This is a genomic window from Kordiimonas laminariae (genome assembly GCF_023008165.1).
GTDB lineage: Bacteria > Pseudomonadota > Alphaproteobacteria > Sphingomonadales > Kordiimonadaceae > Kordiimonas > Kordiimonas laminariae.
Genome location: NZ_JAKQZA010000001.1, coordinates 443773 through 465097 on the forward strand (window position 1 = coordinate 443773; position 21325 = coordinate 465097).

General features: G+C 49.4%; 20 protein-coding genes. 9 read left to right on the plus strand and 11 right to left on the minus strand.

Features of this window, described 5'->3' with window-relative positions:
• Positions 1-6: 6 nt before the first annotated feature.
• Positions 7-483, plus strand: a complete 477-nt coding sequence (locus MF542_RS02115) for a cupin domain-containing protein (RefSeq protein ID WP_247015446.1) — start codon at positions 7-9, stop codon at positions 481-483.
• A gap of 4 nt (positions 484-487) precedes the next feature.
• Here MF542_RS02115 and MF542_RS02120 read toward each other — a convergent pair whose 3' ends face one another.
• Positions 488-766, minus strand: a complete 279-nt coding sequence (locus MF542_RS02120; RefSeq protein ID WP_247015448.1) for a hypothetical protein — start codon at positions 764-766, stop codon at positions 488-490.
• A 149-nt stretch (positions 767-915) separates the two neighbouring features.
• Between MF542_RS02120 and MF542_RS02125 the strand changes: the two genes are divergently transcribed.
• Positions 916-1677, plus strand: a complete 762-nt coding sequence (locus MF542_RS02125) for a hypothetical protein (RefSeq protein ID WP_247015450.1) — start codon at positions 916-918, stop codon at positions 1675-1677.
• Between the two features lie 19 nt (positions 1678-1696).
• On the opposite strand, the gene MF542_RS02130 is transcribed toward MF542_RS02125, so the two are convergent.
• From MF542_RS02130 to MF542_RS02140, 3 genes are all read right to left on the minus strand, one after another.
• On the minus strand, positions 1697-3130 hold the full coding sequence (locus MF542_RS02130) for a serine hydrolase (protein ID WP_247015452.1): 1434 nt from the start codon (positions 3128-3130) through the stop codon (positions 1697-1699).
• 110 nt (positions 3131-3240) lie between these two features.
• Positions 3241-4395: a CaiB/BaiF CoA transferase family protein gene (locus MF542_RS02135; protein ID WP_247015454.1), complete on the minus strand. Its 1155-nt coding sequence runs from the start codon at positions 4393-4395 to the stop codon at positions 3241-3243.
• On the minus strand, positions 4395-5573 hold the full coding sequence (locus MF542_RS02140; protein ID WP_247015456.1) for an acyl-CoA dehydrogenase: 1179 nt from the start codon (positions 5571-5573) through the stop codon (positions 4395-4397). The genes MF542_RS02135 and MF542_RS02140 overlap by 1 nt, the downstream gene beginning before the upstream one ends.
• Positions 5574-5688: 115 nt before the next feature.
• On the opposite strand from MF542_RS02140, the gene MF542_RS02145 reads away from it, so the two are divergent.
• A complete protein-coding gene (locus MF542_RS02145; protein WP_281501504.1) occupies positions 5689-6552 on the plus strand; it encodes a LysR substrate-binding domain-containing protein in 864 nt (287 codons plus the stop codon).
• A 14-nt stretch (positions 6553-6566) separates the two neighbouring features.
• Here MF542_RS02145 and MF542_RS02150 read toward each other — a convergent pair whose 3' ends face one another.
• Positions 6567-7910 (minus strand): sensor histidine kinase, encoded by a 1344-nt coding sequence (locus tag MF542_RS02150; protein ID WP_247015460.1) that lies wholly within the window; start codon positions 7908-7910, stop codon positions 6567-6569.
• Positions 7911-8103: 193 nt separating this feature from the next.
• Between MF542_RS02150 and MF542_RS02155 the strand changes: the two genes are divergently transcribed.
• Both MF542_RS02155 and MF542_RS02160 read left to right on the plus strand, forming a co-directional pair.
• The gene (locus tag MF542_RS02155) at positions 8104-8490 is read left to right on the plus strand and encodes a hypothetical protein (RefSeq protein WP_247015462.1); all 387 of its coding nucleotides are present in this window, start codon (positions 8104-8106) and stop codon (positions 8488-8490) included.
• A gap of 147 nt (positions 8491-8637) precedes the next feature.
• The gene (locus tag MF542_RS02160; protein WP_425531241.1) at positions 8638-9174 is read left to right on the plus strand and encodes a P-loop nucleotide/nucleoside kinase family protein; all 537 of its coding nucleotides are present in this window, start codon (positions 8638-8640) and stop codon (positions 9172-9174) included.
• Between the two features lie 53 nt (positions 9175-9227).
• Here MF542_RS02160 and MF542_RS02165 read toward each other — a convergent pair whose 3' ends face one another.
• The gene (locus MF542_RS02165) at positions 9228-11318 is read right to left on the minus strand and encodes a M13 family metallopeptidase (protein ID WP_247015466.1); all 2091 of its coding nucleotides are present in this window, start codon (positions 11316-11318) and stop codon (positions 9228-9230) included.
• Positions 11319-11602: 284 nt separating this feature from the next.
• Between MF542_RS02165 and MF542_RS02170 the strand changes: the two genes are divergently transcribed.
• The 4 genes from MF542_RS02170 to MF542_RS02185 are packed head-to-tail and all read left to right on the plus strand — an operon-like array spanning position 11603 to position 16460.
• Complete coding sequence (locus tag MF542_RS02170; RefSeq protein ID WP_247015468.1) at positions 11603-13492, plus strand: DUF3604 domain-containing protein; 1890 nt, start codon at positions 11603-11605, stop codon at positions 13490-13492.
• Positions 13493-13502: 10 nt separating this feature from the next.
• The gene (locus MF542_RS02175; protein WP_247015470.1) at positions 13503-14360 is read left to right on the plus strand and encodes a peptidyl-prolyl cis-trans isomerase; all 858 of its coding nucleotides are present in this window, start codon (positions 13503-13505) and stop codon (positions 14358-14360) included.
• Positions 14361-15329 carry a HupE/UreJ family protein gene (locus tag MF542_RS02180; protein WP_247015472.1) on the plus strand — a complete coding sequence of 323 codons (969 nt, stop codon included), beginning with the start codon at positions 14361-14363 and terminating at the stop codon, positions 15327-15329. It begins immediately after the preceding gene.
• A 54-nt stretch (positions 15330-15383) separates the two neighbouring features.
• Positions 15384-16460: a DUF2855 family protein gene (locus tag MF542_RS02185; RefSeq protein WP_247015474.1), complete on the plus strand. Its 1077-nt coding sequence runs from the start codon at positions 15384-15386 to the stop codon at positions 16458-16460.
• A 37-nt stretch (positions 16461-16497) separates the two neighbouring features.
• Here the strand turns inward: MF542_RS02185 and MF542_RS02190 are convergent, their stop codons facing one another.
• The 5 genes from MF542_RS02190 to MF542_RS02210 form a co-directional block, all read right to left on the minus strand.
• Positions 16498-17109 (minus strand): trimeric intracellular cation channel family protein, encoded by a 612-nt coding sequence (locus MF542_RS02190; RefSeq protein ID WP_247015476.1) that lies wholly within the window; start codon positions 17107-17109, stop codon positions 16498-16500.
• A gap of 65 nt (positions 17110-17174) precedes the next feature.
• Positions 17175-18632 carry a cobyric acid synthase gene (locus MF542_RS02195; protein ID WP_247015478.1) on the minus strand — a complete coding sequence of 486 codons (1458 nt, stop codon included), beginning with the start codon at positions 18630-18632 and terminating at the stop codon, positions 17175-17177.
• A gap of 3 nt (positions 18633-18635) precedes the next feature.
• Positions 18636-19409: an ABC transporter ATP-binding protein gene (locus MF542_RS02200; protein WP_247015480.1), complete on the minus strand. Its 774-nt coding sequence runs from the start codon at positions 19407-19409 to the stop codon at positions 18636-18638.
• Positions 19406-20413, minus strand: a complete 1008-nt coding sequence (locus MF542_RS02205) for a FecCD family ABC transporter permease (protein WP_247015482.1) — start codon at positions 20411-20413, stop codon at positions 19406-19408. The genes MF542_RS02200 and MF542_RS02205 overlap by 4 nt, the downstream gene beginning before the upstream one ends.
• Positions 20410-21267 carry an ABC transporter substrate-binding protein gene (locus MF542_RS02210; RefSeq protein ID WP_247015484.1) on the minus strand — a complete coding sequence of 286 codons (858 nt, stop codon included), beginning with the start codon at positions 21265-21267 and terminating at the stop codon, positions 20410-20412. The genes MF542_RS02205 and MF542_RS02210 overlap by 4 nt, the downstream gene beginning before the upstream one ends.
• Positions 21268-21325: the final 58 nt, after the last annotated feature.

Below are 21325 nucleotides of genomic sequence, written 5' to 3' on the forward strand. Positions count from 1 at the left end.
CAGCTCATGTCAAACACGCCCGAAAAACCCGCTTTTGATGCCGCAAGTGCCGAGCCGCGCAAAGTGAAATCTGTGTACCCACAACAGTTCGCCACGCGTATGGAAGGCCGCACCAAACGGGTGCTTGGGGATGTGTTTGATCTGAAGAACTTCGGCGTGAACCACACCACGCTCGCGCCGGGCGGGGAAAGCGCCCTCCTTCACAAACATTCAAGCCAGGATGAATTTATCTATATCCTCGCGGGCGAAGTGGTGCTGGTAACCGAAAGCGGTGAGCAAGTGATGAAAGCAGGCATGTGCGCGGGCTTCCCTGCGGGCGGTGAGGCCCACCAACTGGTGAACCGTTCTGGTGCTGATGCTGTGATCTTAGAGGTAGGTGACCGCAGCGCCGACGACACCGTTCAATACCCGCAAGATGATATGAAAGCCACCTTCACCCCAGACGGCTGGGTGTTCACGAAGAAGGATGGGAGTGGGTATTAACGTTCTATAAAGCCTTAGCTGTGATTGAAACATTCATGAAATAGTCGATAGAAAATGTTTGTAGCTCCTCAATGGAAATCTCACAAAGCTCACATATTATGGGTTCCGCTAACTCCACTGCCTTGGAAAAGCCTATATCTCCATCCGGTGCAGCAGGATTATCAACTTCAACTGTAATTGGTTCAAATAATTTGATGCCATCTGTTTTCTCAACATTTTTGAGATCATTACGTGAAGCTATTATGCGTATTTTATCAGCATATTCTTTGCGAAACGCAGTCATATATCCTCCTATTGCACTATTGTCTTTTAATAATATACACTCAATTATATAAGTCAAAAAACCCCTATAAAGTGCATTTAGATCGTGAATTTCTATCTAATGGACTTTTGAGAAATTAGCCACCGCTACTAGAGGCCATTCATCGTCACATGAAATCTTTTAAAGGACACTTCAACTTGTCACTAACTTTATTAATTCTTGGAATTATAGTGTTAATCCTAACTTATATCAGCCAAGAAAATTCGAAAGAAGAAGCAAAAAAAGAAAGAGATGAAGTAATAGAAAAGCTGGATCAGGCGAATATTGAAACAGGAAAAATCTCTAAGAAACTTGAAGCTGCTAATCTGGAAATCAAATCATTACGCGAAGAAAATAAAGAGCTTTTCAACGACAACCAAAAATTAATTACACTCAAAACTGGAGAGTTAAAAGGTATAACCGATAGATTCTACAATCTATATATCCGAAAAAATACACCCAAAGTCTCCATTTCAGGACTAACCATAAACGACACTCAAGATGCGTTGATTTTTCAGATTACAAATACCGGAAAATATGAGCTTTCCAATGTTAAATTTCTATACAGAAATAGCATACGCTATTTTCAAAATAACAAAATAATTAAAGAAATAGAAAAAACCCCTAATGGCAGGGTGTACATCAAGACGCAGGCAGGTGAAGCATTAAAATTAACAGAAAATCTAACTGTTAACTTACCATTTCAACACGAAATTTTTCCTCTACCTAAAGGCTGTGATCGCGTAGAAATCGAGACCATGTACAATATAAGAAATCAAGATTTCTTCACAGCTGATACAAAAGTTACGCTAGTTTATCTACCTTACAAAAAACACTGGAATACAGATACTTCGGAACATAATGCAGTTCCTCGCTTCGGTATTTCACCATAAATAGCAAGGTAAACTTTCTTTACTTTACCAAAACCTCCAACCTTCGCTTCGCATAACCATGCTCTGGGTTCAATTCAACAGCCTTCTTATAATAACTGATGGCTTTTGCTGTATCGCCCAGATGCTCCCACTGCTCGGCGTGGTGGCTCCATGCATTAGCGGAGTTTGGGAAATGGTCAGTAAGCATTTTAAAGGCGGGAATAGCGGCTTTCTGGCCTGCGGCATAGCGTACGGCGTATGCCCGGTTGGTGATAAAACTTTCTGCTGCCGCAGCGCTCCCCACCGCCTTGAGGATATCCCCATATAGCGCCGCTGTGCTTTCGCCAGCATGCTCCAGCATATGGGCCATAAAGGCTTCTGTAATATGGGCGCGGGCGAACTGCCCCTTGTTCACACGGGCCATCACGCTATCAGCGAAAATATCGGTCCACACACCGTGTGCATAGCCGTTTGTGAGGTAGGCGAGTGTGTAGCTATCACCCTCACCGCTTATGGGAAAATAATGCCGCAGTTTCACCCGGTTGCCGCCATCATGGCCCACCTGGATATAACCGTCCCGCTCCGCATATTCGAAACCGAAAGCATAGTGGCCCTTGCTGCCATCCGCGAGCGCCATAGGCTGCCAGAAGTTTTTGAGCGCTGAAAGCGGCACCAGTTTGCCGCCCACGAGGGCTGTCATAAATTTAGTGAGGTCTTCCGGTGTTGAATAAAGCGCTGAGTGCGAGAAGGTGTAAATGGGCCAGTCTACATCAATGTTTTTGCGCACGGTGCCATCTGCGCCCTGATAGCTGGAAACCATATTTTTAACCACCGCTTTTGCGCTGGCGTGCCCTGTGTGCTTTAGCCCAAGCGGGGTGATGATGCGCGCGTTCACAAGCGTTTCAAAACTTTCGCCACTTACCTCTTCAAGGATGGCAGCCAGTACCAGATAATTGGTATTGTTATAGCCGTTCCGGGTACCGATTTTAAAATGCTCTGGCGCATCTGCGAAGGCTTCAAAAACCGCGGCTTTGGAAGGCAGGAATTTATTCCTGGTGATGGCATCATCAATATAGCGCGGGATACCTGATGTATGGTTCAGCACATGCGCCACGGTGATAGGCTGCCAGCGCTCCGTAAGGGTTGGCAGATAGGTGCGGATAGACACGCCCGTATCAACCTTGCCTTCTTCCACCATCTGCATCACCAGCACACTGGTGAAAAGCTTTGCCACCGAATAACTGGGGAACAGGTGATTTTCTGCCACCGGCACATCCAGTTCCAGATGCGCGAGGCCCGCCTTGCCGCGGTAAAGCGGTTCACCATTCTTCAGCAGCATGACAGATTGGCCCACGATGCCGTACCGCGCTTCATTTTTTAGAAGCTGGGCATCAAGCGCGGCCTTCAGGCCATCATCCGCCCGAAGCGGTAGGCCACAAAAACAAACCAGTAAAAAAGCGGTGAAAAAACGCATCTGATATTCCCCAATTGCGGCGTGCCGCGAACCCCGAAACAATGTGAAAGCCTTTTAAAGGAAAAGCTGGCACGGGGCCAGCTTTTACCGTTTCCTTAATAGTCTCGGGCTTAGCCCAATTCTTTCATCACATCTTCTGTATCAGCACCCAGATGGGGTGGGGCTTTGGTGAATTCGAGCGGTGTTCCAGACATTTTAATGGGGTTCGCCACAGAAGGCATTTTACCTTCAAGCAACAGTTCCACACCGCGCGCTTTTACCTGCTCATTCGCAAACACAGCATCCAGTTTGTTGATAGCACCGCACGGCACACCCACACCTTCAAGAACCGTGATCCATTCTTCCGTGGTTTTGCCTTTTATAATGCTGGCAACAATGGGCACCAGCTCCGCCCGGTGCGCCACACGGTTTGGGTTCGTGCTGTAACGTTCATCACTCGCTAAGCCCGGCATACCAGCGGCTTCGCAGAAATGCTTGAACTGGCTATCGTTCCCCGCCGCCAAAATCATATGGCCATCTTTCGTCGCGAACGACTGATACGGTACAATGGAAGGATGGCTGTTGCCTTGGCGTTCTGGCGGTGTGCCTGAAACCAGATAGCTGGAAGCTTGGTTCGCCAGCATCGCCACCTGTGTATCCAAGAGCGCAACATCAATATGCTGGCCCTCGCCCGATACGCTCCTGTGGTGAAGCGCGCCGAGAATACCGATCGTGCTATAAAGCCCCGTGAACAGATCAGACACGGCAACGCCTGCGCGCTGTGGCCCGCCGCCCGGCACATCATCAGGCTCACCGGTGATGCTCATCAACCCGCCCATGGCTTGGATAATCAGATCATACCCTGCGCGTTTGGCATACGGCCCGGTTTGCCCGAACCCTGTGATAGAGCAGTAAATAAGGCCCGGATTAATGGCCTTCAGGCTCGTGTAATCCAGCCCATATTTTCCAAGCCCGCCAACTTTGAAGTTTTCCACAACGATATCCGCGCGGGCTGCAAGCTTTTTGATAAACTCCTGCCCTTCTGGCGTGCGCATATCAGCGGTGACCGAGCGTTTGCCGCGGTTCGCTGTCATGAAATAGGCGGAGATCTCGCGGTTACCATCTTTGAAATATGGCGGGCCCCACTGGCGGGTATCATCCCCCGCGCCGGGGCGTTCCACCTTCACCACATCTGCGCCTAAATCAGCCAGCGTTTGCGCGGCCCACGGCCCCGCAAGCACCCGGCTCAGGTCAAGAACCTTTATGCCTTCAAGCGGTCCTGCCATTACATGAAGGCCTGCAGGCCAGTTTGAGCACGGCCAAGGATAAGGGTGTGGATATCATATGTGCCTTCATAGGTGTTCACTGTCTCCAGGTTCACCATATGGCGGATAACATGGAATTCATCGGAGATACCGTTACCGCCGTGCATATCCCGCGCCATACGGGCGATATCCAGCGCCTTACCACAGCTGTTGCGCTTGATAAGGGAGATATTCTCAGGCGCTGTTTTACCTTCATCCAAAAGGCGACCCACACGGTGACAAGCCTGAAGGCCAAGGGTAATTTCTGTCATCATATCCGCGAGCTTACGCTGCACCAGCTGGGTTTGCGCGAGTGGGCGACCAAACTGCGAACGGTCCAGCGTATACTGGCGGCCTGCATGCCAGCAATATTCCGCTGCACCAAGGGCACCCCACGCGATGCCATAGCGCGCTTTGTTCAAGCAACCAAACGGGCCAGAGAGGCCAGACGCGTTCGGTAGAAGATTTTCTTCCGGCACAAATACATTATCCATCACAATCTCACCGGTGATAGAAGCGCGTAAGCTCATCTTGCCTTCGATTTTCGGAGTTGAAAAACCTTCCATACCGCGCTCAAGAATGAAACCGCGGATTTTACCGTCAAGCTTGCCCCAAACAACGGCTACATCAGCGATTGGGCTGTTGGTGATCCACATTTTTGCGCCTGTGAGGCGGTACCCGCCATCCACTTTTTCCGCACGCGTTTTCATGCCGCCCGGATCAGAACCATGATCAGGCTCAGTAAGGCCAAAACAACCCACAAATTCACCAGACGCCAGCTTTGGCAAGTATTTCTTGCGCTGCTCTTCAGTGCCGTAAGAATAAATTGGGTACATCACGAGAGATGACTGCACACTCATCGCAGAACGGTAACCACTGTCCACACGCTCAACCTCACGGGCGATCAGGCCGTAAGCCACATGGTTCACACCAGCGCCGCCATACTCTTCAGGGATGGTTGCGCCAAGGAGGCCCATTTCACCAAGCTCTGTCATGATAGCGCGATCAAACACCTCATGGCGGTTGGCTTCAAGAATGCGGGTTTGCAGCTTATCTTGGCAATAATCCCGCGCGCTATCGCGGATCAGCCGCTCTTCTTCTGTAAGCTGTTCCTCAAGCAGGAATGGATCTTCCCAGTTAAACTGCGGCTTCGATGACATGGCTACTTCCCCGTAGGCTGAATTAATGATTAAAGATCATAAAACACCATAAAAACCCTGTATTGAAGTGATTAATTCTGATAAATTCATTACAAAATGTAATGAAAGAGCAATGATGCGTCGCCATTTACCTTCCCTCATAGCCTTAGAATGTTTCGAAAGTGTAATGAAGCATGGGTTGGTGACCAAAGCAGCAGAGGAACTCAACCTCACCCAAAGTGCTGTGAGCAGGCAAATTGGCAATCTGGAAGATTTCACTGGAAAGCCCCTGTTCGCACGAGAAAGGAAACGGTTAATCCCTACCCCCGCAGCGGAAGAATTCCTTCGCACACTTTCCCCAACCCTTGAAACGCTTGAACGCTCTGTAAGCAGGCTTATCAGCTACGGGGCGGATGCAAACATTTTAAAGCTCGGTCTTCTGCCCACCTTCGGCAGCCGTTGGCTTATTCCCCGGCTTGGTGGTTTCACGGAGAAGCACACCAGTGTGCAGCTCAATATTATCTCCGGCCTTACGTTTGAGGATTTTGATAGTGCGCAGGTGGATGCAGCGATTATTTACGGGAGCGGTGATTGGCCTGATTACATCAGCCATAAGATACTGGATGAGCATTTAGTGCCCGTGATCGCACCAGCCCATTACAGCGCAGACGATATCTTCAGCTACAGCCATTTGCAGATGACAACGCGGCCAGCTGCATGGAGCGAATGGTTCGCCGCCCAAGGCATGAGTGCCACGCGCCAAAAAACCGGCCCGAAGTTTGAGAATTTCACCATGATGATCGAAGCGGTGATGAGCGGTCTAGGCGTTGCTATCATGCCTAAGCTTTATGTGGAAGCAGACCTGAAGGCAGGCCGCCTGATTGCCCCATTTGGTGAACCCGTACGAAGCCAAGAAGGGTACCATCTTGCATACCCCGCCGCCATGGCACACAGCAGCAAGGTTCATATCTTCAAAGATTGGCTGTTGGGGTTAGGTTAACAAAACCCCTGCGATTATGCGCGGTGCACTCTGTCTTCAGGAAATACGACTGTTACTTCAGTGCCTACATTTTCTTCGCTGTGGATATAAAGCGCCCCTCTATGCAATACTATCATTGCATTGGCTAAACTAAGACCCAATCCTGTGCCCCCTTTGGTTTTTGCATATGAATCCTCTCCCTGTACAAACGGTTCGAGGACTCGCTTAATGGTAGCCACCCCCATACCAATGCCGTTATCTTCAATAGAGACAGTTAATTTACCGCTTTCATGTACTTGGCTGGTTATTTTTATTATCCCCTCAGGATCAGTGAACTTAATGGCGTTGGAAATAAGGTTAACAAAAACCTGTTTAACCATCCTCGCATCAACACTTAGAAAAACACCCTTTTCCACACCATCTGTTAACAGTTGCAATTTCTTCTCTTCTATCAAAGGTGAAAGCCCCTGCACCGTAGACGAAACAATTTCATGTAATGAACAGTTTTCTTCATCAAGCCGCATCCGACCCGCTTCAATTTTAGCGAGATCAAGCATATCATTCACAATACTCAGGAGATGACTCCCCGCTTCTAGGATATATTGACCATATTCTATATTTTTGCCCGACGGATCTGTCTTCTGAACACCCGAGCTAATCATTTCAGAAAATCCAATGATCGCGTTCAAAGGGGTGCGTAATTCATGACTCATATTCGCAAGGAATTGAGATTTCATTCTGTTCGATCTGTCAGCTTCCTGCCGTGCCTGCTCCGCCGCCTCGGCAATATTTTTGGCAATTTTAGCCTGCTCTTTTGTTTTCTTCAGTTTGATATTCACAATTTGAAGGAACCCAAAAAGCTTGAGAATGGAGAACTGGCTGATTATTGCAGCAACCATAAGAATCGTTCGGCGATCATTCCATGCAAAAGGCCCTAAAATAAGAGCGATGATAATGGCCGCACTGGAACCAAGAAAAAACCAACGCTCCCATCTTATCTTCTCTAAATTAGCATCAGAAAACATAAGCATCAAATAGTAAGGAGATAGCATCAAAAGATAAAATTCTACATTTGCCTTTTGAAAGAAAGAGGCTTCCAAAAGTCCACTTAGAAGCATAGCCCCGGACGAAACTTTAAATACAAATCCTAGTCGTTGATCAAAACGGACAGGAAGAAACGCAAACCCCAGAGCCAGCATGAAAAAAATAACAGTTGTGATTGGTGCGGTATAACGCTCTACAGGCGTAATATAATCAAACCTAAAACCTAAAACCACGCACAGCCCAACCATCAAAGAAAGCAAGCCGCATGCGATGGCCATATTTCTTTTAGCTTTCGTTATGCTAAGAACTTGTTGTATTTTCTTAAACGCGGACATTCTTCCTTCACCCCTGAAATTCAGAATCATGTTTACTGCTCCAATTTAAAGAATAAATGCTTAATTTCATGATAACGATAACAGTGTTTTGGGTTCTTTTATCCATCATACTCACACTTACACTTATTACCTTTCACACCATTGCTTTCCTTACCTACTGCCCTCAAACTAAAGTTGAATAGAAGGGATAGGCGTGAAACAGCATCTTATCACTGGATTATACCTAATCGTTGGGCTGATTAACTTCACACCGCTTATGGGTGTTCTGGGGCAAGACCAATTGTCTGCGCTTTACCAGATTCCGGAGCAACCCAAGGACATGCTTCTTCTTTTGCAGCACCGGGCCGTTTTATTCGGCATTATTGGTGGGTTTATAATGCTGTCAGCCTTTCAGCCAAAGCACCGCCCCACAGCAAGCATTATGGGATTGACCAGCATGCTGAGTTTCATTCTGCTGTATCATCTGTTGGAGCCCTTAAATTCGTCACTCACGAAAGTGTATTGGATAGATGTCATAGCATCGGGGATGCTGATAGTGGCCGCTAATTTAAGCGCTCAGGAAAAGCCTCTAGCAGAATAAACCCAAGCCTTGAAATCATGCGGGGATAATGCCACATCATATCTTATGATGAAAAATACCTTTAAACACATAAATGCCCTTCGGCAGCAAAAGCGAATTACCATCCCGGTCTGATCGATCGGGCCGGGTTAAGCCTTTTTAAATTATGTGAAATATACCGCATACGCGGAAACCAAGGTTTTTATCATGACACCTGCATACCCAACGCTGCACATGCTGTGCGGCAAAATCGCTTCTGGAAAATCAACCCTTGCTGCAAAACTTGCGGCGGCCGAGAAAACTGTTCTTATCTCTGAGGACGACTGGCTTGGCACATTGCACGGCGCGGAAATGTCTACAGTCGCGGACTATGTACACCGCTCTGGCAATCTGAGGAAAATAATGGGGCCACACATCACTGCGCTTCTTAAAGCTGGTGTTTCAGTGGTACTGGATTTCCCGGCAAATACAGTTGAGAACCGCAACTGGATGCGTTCAATCACCAAAAACTCTGGTGCAGCCCATACCCTTCATGTTCTTGAAGCACCGGATGATCTGTGTCTGAAACGGCTAAAAGCGCGAAACGCAGCAGGCGAGCATGCTTTTGCTGCAACAGAAGAACAGTTCCACCGTATCACCAAGCATTATGCACCACCCACCGCAGAAGAAGGTTTTAAGGTGCAAATACATAAAGTGGACGCATAAACAAAAAAGGGCCGCATAAGCGACCCTTTCCAAAACTTTTTAAAACAGCCTGATTACCAGATCGCTACACGCTCTTCTGGTGCTAGGTAAAGCGCATCGCCTTCTTTCACACCAAACGCTTCATACCATTCTGGCATGTTACGAACGATACCGTTCACACGGAACTCAGATGGTGAGTGCGGATCAGATTTTAGGCGGTTGATCAACTCTGCTTCACGGTACTTACGCTTCCAAACCTGTGCCCATGCAAGGAAGAAACGCTGATCGCCTGTAAGACCATCAATCACTGGCGCTTCTTTACCGCCAAGGGAAAGTTTGTAAGCGTGGTACGCCATTGCAAGGCCACCAAGGTCACCGATGTTTTCACCAAGTGTGAAGTTACCGTCTACGAAGTTACCAGGAACCGCTTCAAATTTGTCATACTGAGCTGCAAGAGCTTTTGTACGCGCTTCGAAGTTTGTGCGGTCTTCATCAGTCCACCAGTTACGCTGAACGCCTTCGCTATCAGATTTGGAACCCTGATCATCAAAACCGTGGCCCATTTCGTGACCGATTACAGCACCAATACCACCGTAGTTTACAGCAGCGTCAGCAGCCGGATCAAAGAATGGTGCCTGAAGGATTGCCGCAGGGAACACAATCTCATTATACGCAGGGTTATAATAAGCGTTCACTGTTTGCGGTGTCATGAACCATTCGTCTTTATCTGTCTTCTTGTGAAGGCGAGATTTTGTATCTTCATAGTTATAAAGACGGATAGATTTGGCGTTACCGAACAGATCACCCGCTTTAATTTCCATGGAAGACAGGTCTTTCCACTTGTTCGGGTAACCAATTTTCGGGTTGAAAGACGCAAGCTTCTTACGTGCTTCTACCTTCGTGTCATCGCCCATCCACTCAAGGCCATCAATACGCTGACCAAGTGCTGTGCGGAGGTTTTCCACAAGCTCAGACATTTGTGCTTTAGAGCTTTCAGGGAAGTGACGTTTCACATAAACCTGTGCAATCGCTTCACCCAGCGCATTTAGAGCACCAACACGGCCAACAGCACGTTCCCAGCGCGCACGCTGCTGTGGCTGACCGCGAAGTGTTTTACCGTAGAAATCAAACGCAGCCTGATCAATTTCTTCAGGAAGAACCGCAGAGTGATCTGAGATCAGGTGGAAAGTCATGTATGCTTTCCAGTCTTCAATCGGCAGGGTGTTGATCAGCTCAATCGCATCCTTCACAGCAGATGGCTGTGATACGTTCAGGTCAGCAAAATCAGCATAGCCTGCTGCTTTGAACATCGCATCCCAATCAATGCCCGGATATTCTGTTGCCAGATCAGCATAATTGATTGGGTTAAATGTTTTATCACGGTTACGGCGATCAGCACGTTCCCACTGCTTTTCAGCAAGCTTTGTTTCAAGCGCCATTACCGCCTGTGCTTTTTCCGCTGCGCCTTCAACGCCCGCGAATGTCAGCATCTTTTCGATATATGCTACATAAGCTTCGCGGATTTTCACAAAGCGCTCTGCTTCGTTGAAATAATAATCCTTGTCAGGAAGGCCCATGCCGCCAAAACCAAGGTTCATTTGGTATGCATCAGGGTTCGTGCGGTTAATGCCCGGACCAAAACCAAGTGGCGATGTGATGCTATCAATATCCTGACGACCGAATGCCTCTGTAAGGCCAGCTACATCGCTAATGCCCGCGATATAATCAAGCGTTGGCTGAAGCGGTGCGATGCCAAGCTTGTTGATTGTCTCAACATCCATATAGCTGTTGTAGTAATCAGAAATTTTCTGCTCAACAGAGCCAGCCGCGTATGAACCGGAGGCAAGTTCATCAATGATTGCTTTTACCTGATCACGAGAACGATCACCAAGTACGTTGAAAGCACCATAATTTGTTTTATCTGCTGGCAGCTCAAATGTGTCGAGCCATGTGCCGTTTGCATACTGGAAGAAATCATCCCCCGGCTTAATGCTGGCTTTCTGCGCTGTCATATCAACGCCCCACGTGCCAAGCTCAGGCTTTGCAGCGGCAACCTGTGTTGCTTTTTCTTCTGCTGGAGCAGATGCAGTTTCTGTACCTTCTGAGCATGCGCCCGCAATCAAAAGGGCTGCTGTCGCAACAGACATTTTCAGTAAATTCTTCATGTGTTCCCCCTTTGGAACTGTAACCATTTTTGTTGATTTTTATAGCGCTGACCCACCATGCGCCACTGGGGCCACATTAAGCGCGGCTTACACTGTTACGTCAATAAACTTTAGTAATAGAACCCTGCATTTCCTCTGATTTAACTTTCGTTTCGCCGTGTTTTCCCGAAATTGTGAAAAAGTACCCCATCTTGCCCCGACATTTATTTAATGATACACATTATTTAAATCATATGATTTAAATTGATCAAAGACATGGATCAACCAAAGGGAAGCAGGGAAAAATGATAAAGAAATTACTTAGTGGCTGTGCGCTACTCGCGCTTTCATTCACGGTGGCTGCACAAGATACAGAACCCACAAATCTTTATTGGGGGGATACTCACCTTCATACTTCCTATTCCTTTGATGCCTTCATGAACGAGAATAAGTCTGCTGATCCGGATACCGCCTACCGCTGGGCCAAAGGCCAACCTGTGATCCACCCTTATAACCGGGCGCGGGTGCAGCTTGAGCGCCCACTGGATTTCCTTGTGGTGGCTGATCATGCAGAACTGATGGGCGTGATCCGCGCTATTAATTTTGATTTGGTTGAAGAACTGCCCGAGATGGGATGGTGGGATAGCCTGTACCGCTGGTTTGCTATCAACACCCTGAACGATAAGATTGAAGAAGGTACGGCTGCTGATGTTTTCGTGGATCTGCTCCCAAAGGAAATGGCCAACCCGGGTGGCGATCCGGTACAAGATCCAAACAACCGCATGCCTACCCGCACCTTTGGCAACACAAACGCCATTGAACAAATTGCCTGGAATGAAATTGTTGATGCGGCGGAAAAACACAACGAACCGGGTAAATTTACCAGCCTGATCGGTTGGGAATGGAGCAGTATTCCAACGGGCGCTAATCTCCACCGGATTGTTATGTCCCCTGATGGCGGCGATACCGCCAAGCAGTATCTACCCTACGGTTCAGATGAAAGCCAATACCCGGAAGACCTATGGGCATGGCTTGAAGCAACATCAGAGCGCACAGGCGCCAAGTTTTTGGCCATCCCGCATAATTCCAATATTTCCAAAGGTTATATGTTTCAGGAAACCACCCTGAAGGGTGAGCCAATAACCGAAGAATACGCCACCCGCCGCAGCTTCTGGGAACCAGTTACCGAGATCACTCAGATCAAGGGAGACAGCGAAACACACCCTAACCTTTCACCAGAAGATGAATTTGCTGATTTTGAAACTTACGGCTTCTATATCCAAAACAGCGAAAAGCCCTACACCTATAAACCGGGTAAGGGAGATTATATTCGGTCAGCCCTGAAAACCGGCCTTAAGCTTGAAAGCAAAGTTGGCGTGAACCCATACCAGTTTGGTGTGATCGGCTCTACTGATAGCCACAGCGGGCTGGCGTCTGCTGATGAAGATAATTTCTGGGGCAAAATGGCACGAGATAGCATACCGGAGGCGAAAAAAGATTTCGGCATTGGCCGCCGCACTGTAAACGGCTGGAACATGGCGGCACAGGGTTTAGCTGCCGTGTGGGCAGAAGAAAATACCCGCGAAAGCATCTTCAATGCTTTCAAACGTAAAGAAGTTTACGGCACCACCGGCCCACGCATGCGTGTGCGTTTCTTCGCTGGCTGGGGCTTTGATGGTTTTGATGCTGAAGCTGGTAACATTGCAGAAGTTGGCTATGCGGGCGGTGTGCCTATGGGCGGCGATTTCTCAAGCTCAAATGAAGAAGGCGCAACGCCAGAATTCCTCATTCAAGCGGTGAAAGATCCGGTTGGCGCAAACCTTGACCGCGTACAAGTGGTAAAAGGTTGGCTGGATGCTGGTGGGCAACTTCATGAAAAGGTATTTGACGTTGCGTGGTCGGGCAGCCGTACCATCGGTGCGAATGGCAAACTGCCTGCGATTGGCGATACGGTAGACCGTACAACAGGAAAAACCGACAACACCATCGGTACACCTGAGCTGATCACCAAATGGAGCGACCCTGAATTTAACCCGAATGAACGCGCCTTTTATTATGTGCGGGTGCTTCAAATTCCAACCGCACGCCATTCGCTTCTTGATGCTATAGCACTGGGGCTGGATAACGCGCCGGAAGAAGGCCCGGAAGTGATACAGGAACGTGCCTACACATCCGCCATCTGGTATAAACCGTAAGGCTGCCGGTATGCGCACCCTGATAAAAGAACCGCTCGTCCAGTTTGTTATTGGCGGGCTGCTGTTCTATGCATTCCTGAACCTGAAAGCTGGTGAACCTGAGGTCAATCCTTACATGATTGAGGTGAGTGAAGAAGCCCTTCTCACCTACCTTCAGTTCCAGAACAAAAGCTTTGATGCGGCAAGGAGTACTCAGCTGCTAGGCAGCATGGATGCAGATCACCGCACCCGCCTTGAAGCTGATTTTATCCGCGATGAAATATTGGTGCGTGAAGCTGAAAACCTTGGCCTTAGCAAGGACGATGAAATCATCCGGCGGCGATTGATCCAGAAAATGGATTTTATCATTGAAGGCTTTACCACCGCAGATCAGCAGATTACGGAACAGGAACTGAAAACTTTTTATGAAGCCAACCACCGGGATTACACACTGCCTGCAGAAGCCAGCTTCACCCACTTGTTTTTCTCAAAAGAAAAAGGTGGCCTAGATGTCGCGAAAGATCGTGCTGAACAAGCACTTTTGGCTCTGAAAGCAGGCAGCACACCCTCTGCAGACCGCTTTTATTTCCACCGCAATTATATTGAGCAACCCCGTGCGCTTATCAATGATCATTTCGGATCAGAAATAACCTCATATCTTTTTAGCGCAGCACAGACAGGCAAATGGCAAGGGCCGCTACAATCTGAATATGGGTATCACCTGATATATGCCCAAAACATTAAGCCCGAACGCCAGCCATTGCTCGAGCAGGTAGCAGCCCGTGTGCTTAATGATTTGAGGCGCACAAGGCGAGACCAGGCAAAAGCGGAAGCTATTGAAAAGCTCAAGCGTAAATACACCATCATCCGCAAAAACGAGGCCAATTAAATGCGCCTGTTATTTGGATTATTACTGCTTGTTTTCTCGTTACCCACCGGTGCACACGAAGGCAGGCCGGTTTATGTGGAAGTAATTGAAGGAACAGAGAACCGGTGGCAACTGCGCTGGAAAATCCCGCCTGTACTACCCACAGGCGCTGAACCCAACATTGAACTGATGGGAGATTGCCAGTTAACCGCAGGCACCCACCGCCCCCAGCTTCTTGGCGCAAAGCTTTATGAATGTAGAGGCAGTGTTTCAGCGGTTACGCTCACCTACCCTCACACCAACCCTGCGCTTTCCACGCTGGTTCTCTACCAAAAGCTTTCAGCAGAGGAACGCACAATTATCAAAGGCCCCGAAGAGCTTACAATTCCTCTTCCCGAAGCGCACACCTTTTGGAGCGTGGCCTATGATTATACTGTCATCGGCGCAGATCATATTCTTGAAGGGTATGACCACCTATTGTTTGTGCTGTGCCTTATGCTGTTGGCTGCCGCACCAAAGCGGGTTCTTTTAACTGTAACCGGCTTCACGCTTGGGCATTCCATCACCCTCGGCATGTCGGCGCTTGCGCAACTAAGCTTGCCGTCTGAGCTGGTGGAACCCCTTATCACCTTCAGCATTCTTATGCTTGCCGCAGAAATTATGAAAGGCGATAAAACCACACTCACATACCGCTACCCTATTCTGGTGGCCGCAGGGTTTGGGCTTCTCCATGGTTTCGGGTTTGGCGGTGCACTCATGGAAATCGGCCTGCCTTATGGTCTCCAGCTACAGGCGCTTGCTTTCTTCAACATCGGCGTGGAAATCGGGCAGATAATTTTCGTGCTGCTGGCTTATGGTTTCTACTGGCTGTTACTGCATATAAAACCGCTCGCCACCCATAAAAAACAGCTACAAAAACTCGCACTTTACCCCACAGGTTCCGTCGCGGCATTCTGGACAATTGAACGGATAATTAGCGTTTTAGGTTGAAACCGAAAGCTGCTGCCCTAGCCTCAGTGTAAACAAAATTTGAAGGGAAGCAGCATGACTGAAATGACACATTTCCTCGTGGACCGCGCGGATATCCACAAACATACGGTTGAAAACTCTGGTGATACGGAAATAGCAGAGGGTGAAGTGCTTTTGAAAGTGGATCATTTCGCCTTCACGGCCAACAACACCACCTATGCCGCCTTTGGTGTGCATATGAAATATTGGGATTTCTTCCCAGCGCGCGAAGGCATGGGCCGGGTACCAGTGTGGGGCTTTGCTGATGTAGTGGCATCAAAATGCGAAGGCGTGGAAGTGGGCGAACGGCTATATGGTTACTATCCCATGTCATCACACCTGAAGGTACAGCCAGTGAAAGCCTCTGCCGCTGGTTTCTTTGATGGTGCCGCCCACCGCCAACACCTGAGCCCCATTTATAATTTCTATAACCGCACAACGGGTGATCCAGCATACCGCGCGGATATGGAAGGGCTGCAGATGGTGTTCCGTCCACTGTTTATGACCAGCTTCCTCATTGATGATTTCCTTGATGACAACGGCTTCTTCGGCGCGGAACAGATTGTGCTTTCAAGTGCTTCTTCCAAAACCGCTTACGGCCTTGCTTTCCTTCTCGCCATGCGCGGCAGTGTAAAGGTGATCGGCCTTACATCAGGCGGCAATGTTGATTTCGTGAAAGGCATGGGCAGCTACGGTGAAACGGTTACCTACGGTGATATCAGCACCTTAGACGCGAGCAAACCAACTGTTTATGTGGATATGGCCGGGAACGGCGATGTGCGCCGTGATGTGCATGTGCATTTCGGGGATAATCTGAAATACAGCTGCTCAGTAGGCGCTTCCCACTGGGACCAGATGGGATCAAATGATAACCTGCCAGGCGCGCAACCAACACTGTTTTTCGCACCAGCCCAAGGCCAAAAACGCCAGCAGGATTGGGGCGCGGAAGGTTTTCAGGCCCGCACCGCAGACGCATGGATTAAATTCATCACCAAAGCGAGCGGCTGGACCAACATCGTAACCTCAGAAGGCACAGATAAAATGGGCGAGATTTATGATGCTGTCACCCGCGGCACCGCCAGCCCACAAGACGGCCATATCCTGAAGTTTTAGAAATAAGAAAGCCCTTCAAACCTGAAGGGCTTTTCTTTTAGTAAAGTGCTTTCGGCAAGCGCCAGCCGTATTTGATGCCAGCAGCACGCGTAAGGAAGGCGGCTAACATACCTGCCCAAAGGGCGTAGGTTGGGGGAAGTGCGAAGAAAATCATGATGCAGTAAAGGCCTGCGCCCACAAAAGCTGCGGTCGCATAAATCTCGCTCTCACTTTTCAGCACAAGAGGGATTTCATTGCAAATGATATCGCGCACAATACCGCCCGCAACCCCTGTTGCTACGCCGAGCATCACTGCGATCAGCGGACTACCCGAAACGGTTAAAGCTTTCTCAGCCCCCACCACACAGAAAAGCGCGAGCCCCGCAGCATCCGCCCAGATGAGCCATTTCATCCGGCTTTCAAGCTTTGGTGCCACAAAAAATGTAAGCGTTGCTGCAGCAAGGGCTGCCCAGATACTGGCCGTATTCTGCACCCAGAAAACAGGCTCGCCAAGCACCAGATCACGGAGTGTACCGCCGCCTACGGCAGGCATAAGCGCAAGCACCATAATGCCGAATACATCCATACCTTTGCGCACAGCTGCAAGCGCACCAGAGATGGCGAACACAAACACACCGGCGAGATCAAAGAATGTCAGCAACTGCTCCATAAGGTTTTCTTTCAGCTAAATACCGTTAACCGCCAAATGCCCGAAGGCAGCTTGCGGGTCAACCATCACTGAGCGTGCAGCAGCATTGCATCAAGGTCAAGATGCTCCTCAAGCGCGTCAGCGAGAGCATCCAGCGCTGCTTCCACCTTGGGGCCAAAATCCGCGCCCGAGATTTCCGCACCGATACCAGCGAAGAAGCTTTTTCTGAAGGCACCATTTTCAAACAGGCCATGTAGATATGTGCCCCAGACAGGGGCGCCCATGGCCTTTAAACCAATAAGTTCATTGCCCACAGTCATGAAAGGTTCGAACCCACCACCAGCGTCACTTTCCCCCGAATGGATTTCATAGCCTGTAATACTGCCCTCCAGCCCCATCACCGTCGCTTCACACACTCGGGTTTGTTTTTCTTCCGCCAGCAGCGTACTGATAGGCAAGAGACCAAGGCCGTTTTCGTGGGTTACCTGCCCCTCAATTCCTTTTGGGTCTGCCACTACGTCACCCAGCATTTGGTAGCCACCGCATATGCCGAGCACAGCACCGCCCGCGCGGGCATGGGCCAGAATATCAATATCCCACCCTTCCGATTTCATAAAACGGAGATCGGCGATGGTGGCTTTACTGCCAGGGATGATGATGAGATCAGCATCTCTTGGCAGTGGCGTACCGGGCCTGCAGAAAACCACCTCAATATTTTCTTCATTCTTTAAGGGATCAATATCATCAAAATTCGCGATGCGCGGCAGCATAGGTATCGCCACACGGAATTTTTCCTTCTGCGAATACGCGGATTTTTCGAGCACCACCGCATCCTCGGGCGGCAAATCACCAACGCACCTGAGGAATGGCACCACGCCAAAGTTTGGCCATCCTGTTTCTTCTTCCATGCGCAAAATCCCGCCATCAAAAAGACGTACATCCCCGCGGAACAGATTGATAATGGTACCTTTAATAAGCGCCTGCTCTTCGGGCGGCAGTAGCTTATGCGTGCCAGCAACAGCCGCAATTACGCCGCCCCTGTTTATATCCCCGATCAGCACAACAGGTGTATTGGTTGGTAGCGCAAAGCCCATGTTGGCAATATCGTTCGCACGGAGGTTCACCTCAGCGGGGCTACCTGCCCCTTCGATCAGTACGAGATCAGCTTCTCGCTTAAGCTTGGTGAAGCTTTCCATCACAGCGCCAAGCAGGTGCTTTTTCATAGCTTGATAAGATCCTGCTTCGGCACGGTCATACCGCTTGCCGTGCACCACCACTTGTGCGCCCGTATCGCTTTCAGGCTTCAAAAGCACCGGGTTCATATGCACCGTAGGTTCAGCTCGCGCCGCCAGTGCTTGCAGGTGTTGGGCACGACCAATTTCACCGCCACACGGGGTAACAGCTGCATTGTTTGACATATTCTGCGGCTTAAACGGCAATACCTTTAGCCCGCGCCGGGTATAGGCACGGCACAAACCAGCCACGAGGATAGATTTCCCTACATCAGACCCCGTACCCTGAAACATCAATGATTTCGCGACCATGATTTAACCTGCAGCTCTTGGGGCAATGTACTCAAGACCATTTTCCGACCAGCGGGTAACAGCAACACCGAAAGCCGTTTTCAGGTTCTCATCTGTCAGCACCTCAGCGGCTGTACCCTTGGCGAGCACAGCACCATCATGCATCAACACAAGCTTATCACAGGTCTGAAGCGCGAGGCTAAGATCATGCATCACGATAAGCACACCCACGCCAGCCTTCGCTTGCGCTTTCATAATATCCATCACCTGTAATTGGTGAAACGGATCGAGGGATGCAGTTGGTTCATCCGCCAGCATATATTCAGCACCCACCGCCATAGTACGCGCTAGCATTACCCGCGCCCGTTCACCGCCAGAGAGATTGGTGACTAACCTGTCCTTCAGATGCCAGCAATCAGTTTGCTTCATGGCTTTCCTGATTGCTGTTTGATCTTCATCCCGCATATCCTGCCAGGGGTTTAGGTGCGGCGTGCGCCCAAGCGCTACCGTACGTTCTGCGGTAAGTGGCCAGTGGATCGGCGCACCTTGCGGCACATAGGAAATTTTCCTCGCCCGTTCCTTGGCTTCAAATTCATCGGTGCCAACACCGCTTAGAAGCACATCGCCTGAAGCTTTTTCTACAAGCCCCAAAATGGCTTTAATCACCGTGCTTTTCCCCGCGCCGTTAGGGCCAATAAGGCCCACAATTTCACCGGGCTTTACGGTGAAGCTAGCGCCGCGCACAATCTCTCTCCCAGAAAGCACAACGCCAAGGTTATTGATCTCAAGACCAATCATCTCATGCTCTCCCGCGTTTTAAAGATTATGTAGATAAAGACTGGCGCGCCGATAACCGCCATAACCACACCGAGCCTGAGCTGGCCGTGGCCAATAGGCAGGCGAGTGAGGATATCGGCAGCCGTCATAAGCACAGCACCTGCGAGTGCGCTCGGAAGCAGAAGTTTACGCGGTTCATACCCAATAAGCGCCCGAATAAGATGCGGCACCACTAGGCCAATGAAGCCAATTGCACCGCATACAGAAACCGTCGCCCCTACTGAAAGCGTTGTACCCAGCACCACGCGCCACCTGAGACGTTTGAGATCAATCCCCAAAGTATGCGCAGCTTCTGAACCAAGGCTAAGCGCGTTAAGCCCTTGTCCTACACCAATCATCATCAACCAGCCGACGATAATAAACGGCCCTGCAAGCATCAGGTCATCATAGGTGCGGTTCTCAAGGGAACCCAGCATCCAGAAAATCATATCCTGAAGGGAAATAGGATTAGGCGCAAAATTCATAATGAGCGAAATGCCAGCCGTTGCGATACTGGAAATACCCACACCGGCAAGAATAAGCGTGAGCACACTGCTGTCCCGTGATGCAAGCAGCATCAAAATCAAGGTCGCTACCAACGCACCCATCATCGCCATACCCGGAATTGCCATCGCTGAATAAGCACTTAACCCCAGATAAATAGCAGCCACCGCACCAAAGCTTGCAGAAGATGAAACCCCAATCACACCGGGATCAGCAAGTGGGTTCCTGAGCAGACCCTGAAGTGCGGCCCCTGTATACCCGAGCGTAGCGCCAGCCATAAGACCAAGGATAATGCGCGGCATTCTGAGTTCCTGCACAATGATATTCACACCCGTATCGCTACCACCAAATAGCGCCTCAATCACTTGGCTAAGGGACAGGTTCACAGCGCCGAACATGCTGGAAGCTAATACAGCAACCAGGAGAAGCCCCGAAAGACCGATAAGCAGCATATTCTGCTGTAGTCTGGAAACAGATTTCACCGGCTTTCTCCTTCTGTTTTAAGCCCGAGCAGCTTGGCTTGCTTTCGAATATCTTCGACAGCATCTACCGCGAAGGTACTGCCGCAGGAAAAATAACGGCTTGGCAGGTGAATGGTTGGGATATCGGCCATAAGACGGCGATAGATAGGGTGCCTGCCACTGCTCCAGTGGGAGATATGCACATCTTCATCACCGAAGAAACTGGCGATCACCACATCTGGTTTGTTGTTGGCAATATGCTCAAGAGAAAGCGGTGCCCAATACTGAAGCCCATAATCAGCCACATAAGGTTTGAACCCTGCCAGCTCAATCATTTTGGAAATATAAGTTTCCGTGCCTGCGGTGAACCCGCTTGGCGTTACATACACTGCCTTAAGCCCATAGGATGAAAGCTTCTGCAACTCTTTCAAGCGCTGGCTATAGATCGCTCGTAGTTTAGCGCCGTTGGCCCTTTCGCCGATGAGCTCACCTACCTTTTCAAAATTCTCGATCGCTGCTTCAAAAGTAGCAGCATAGGGCGGTTGGATAGCTTCAATACCTGCTTTTTTTAGAAGGACGTCTCCACGTGAACTCCCCCGCCACGAACGCAACACATAGGCCGGATCAAGCAACAGTAATTCTTCAAGATTGGCGGACACAATCTTTAAGTCACGTGCTTTTTCCCGGAACATGGACCGGTCCCCCACCGCATCTTCCGAAACGCCAGCGATCCGTTTATTTTCTGTAAGCGCGAGCAAATATTGATCCGCGCAAAAATCAATAGACGCTATTCGGTCCGTTTCCTCTGCGACAACAGCGCGAGAGAAGAACAACATCCCTACAAAACTTATGAATATCAATACGATATTGGCCACAATTACAATCTCCACACATCATGGGATTGTCGCCAATACGGATTTCCGCTTTCACCTG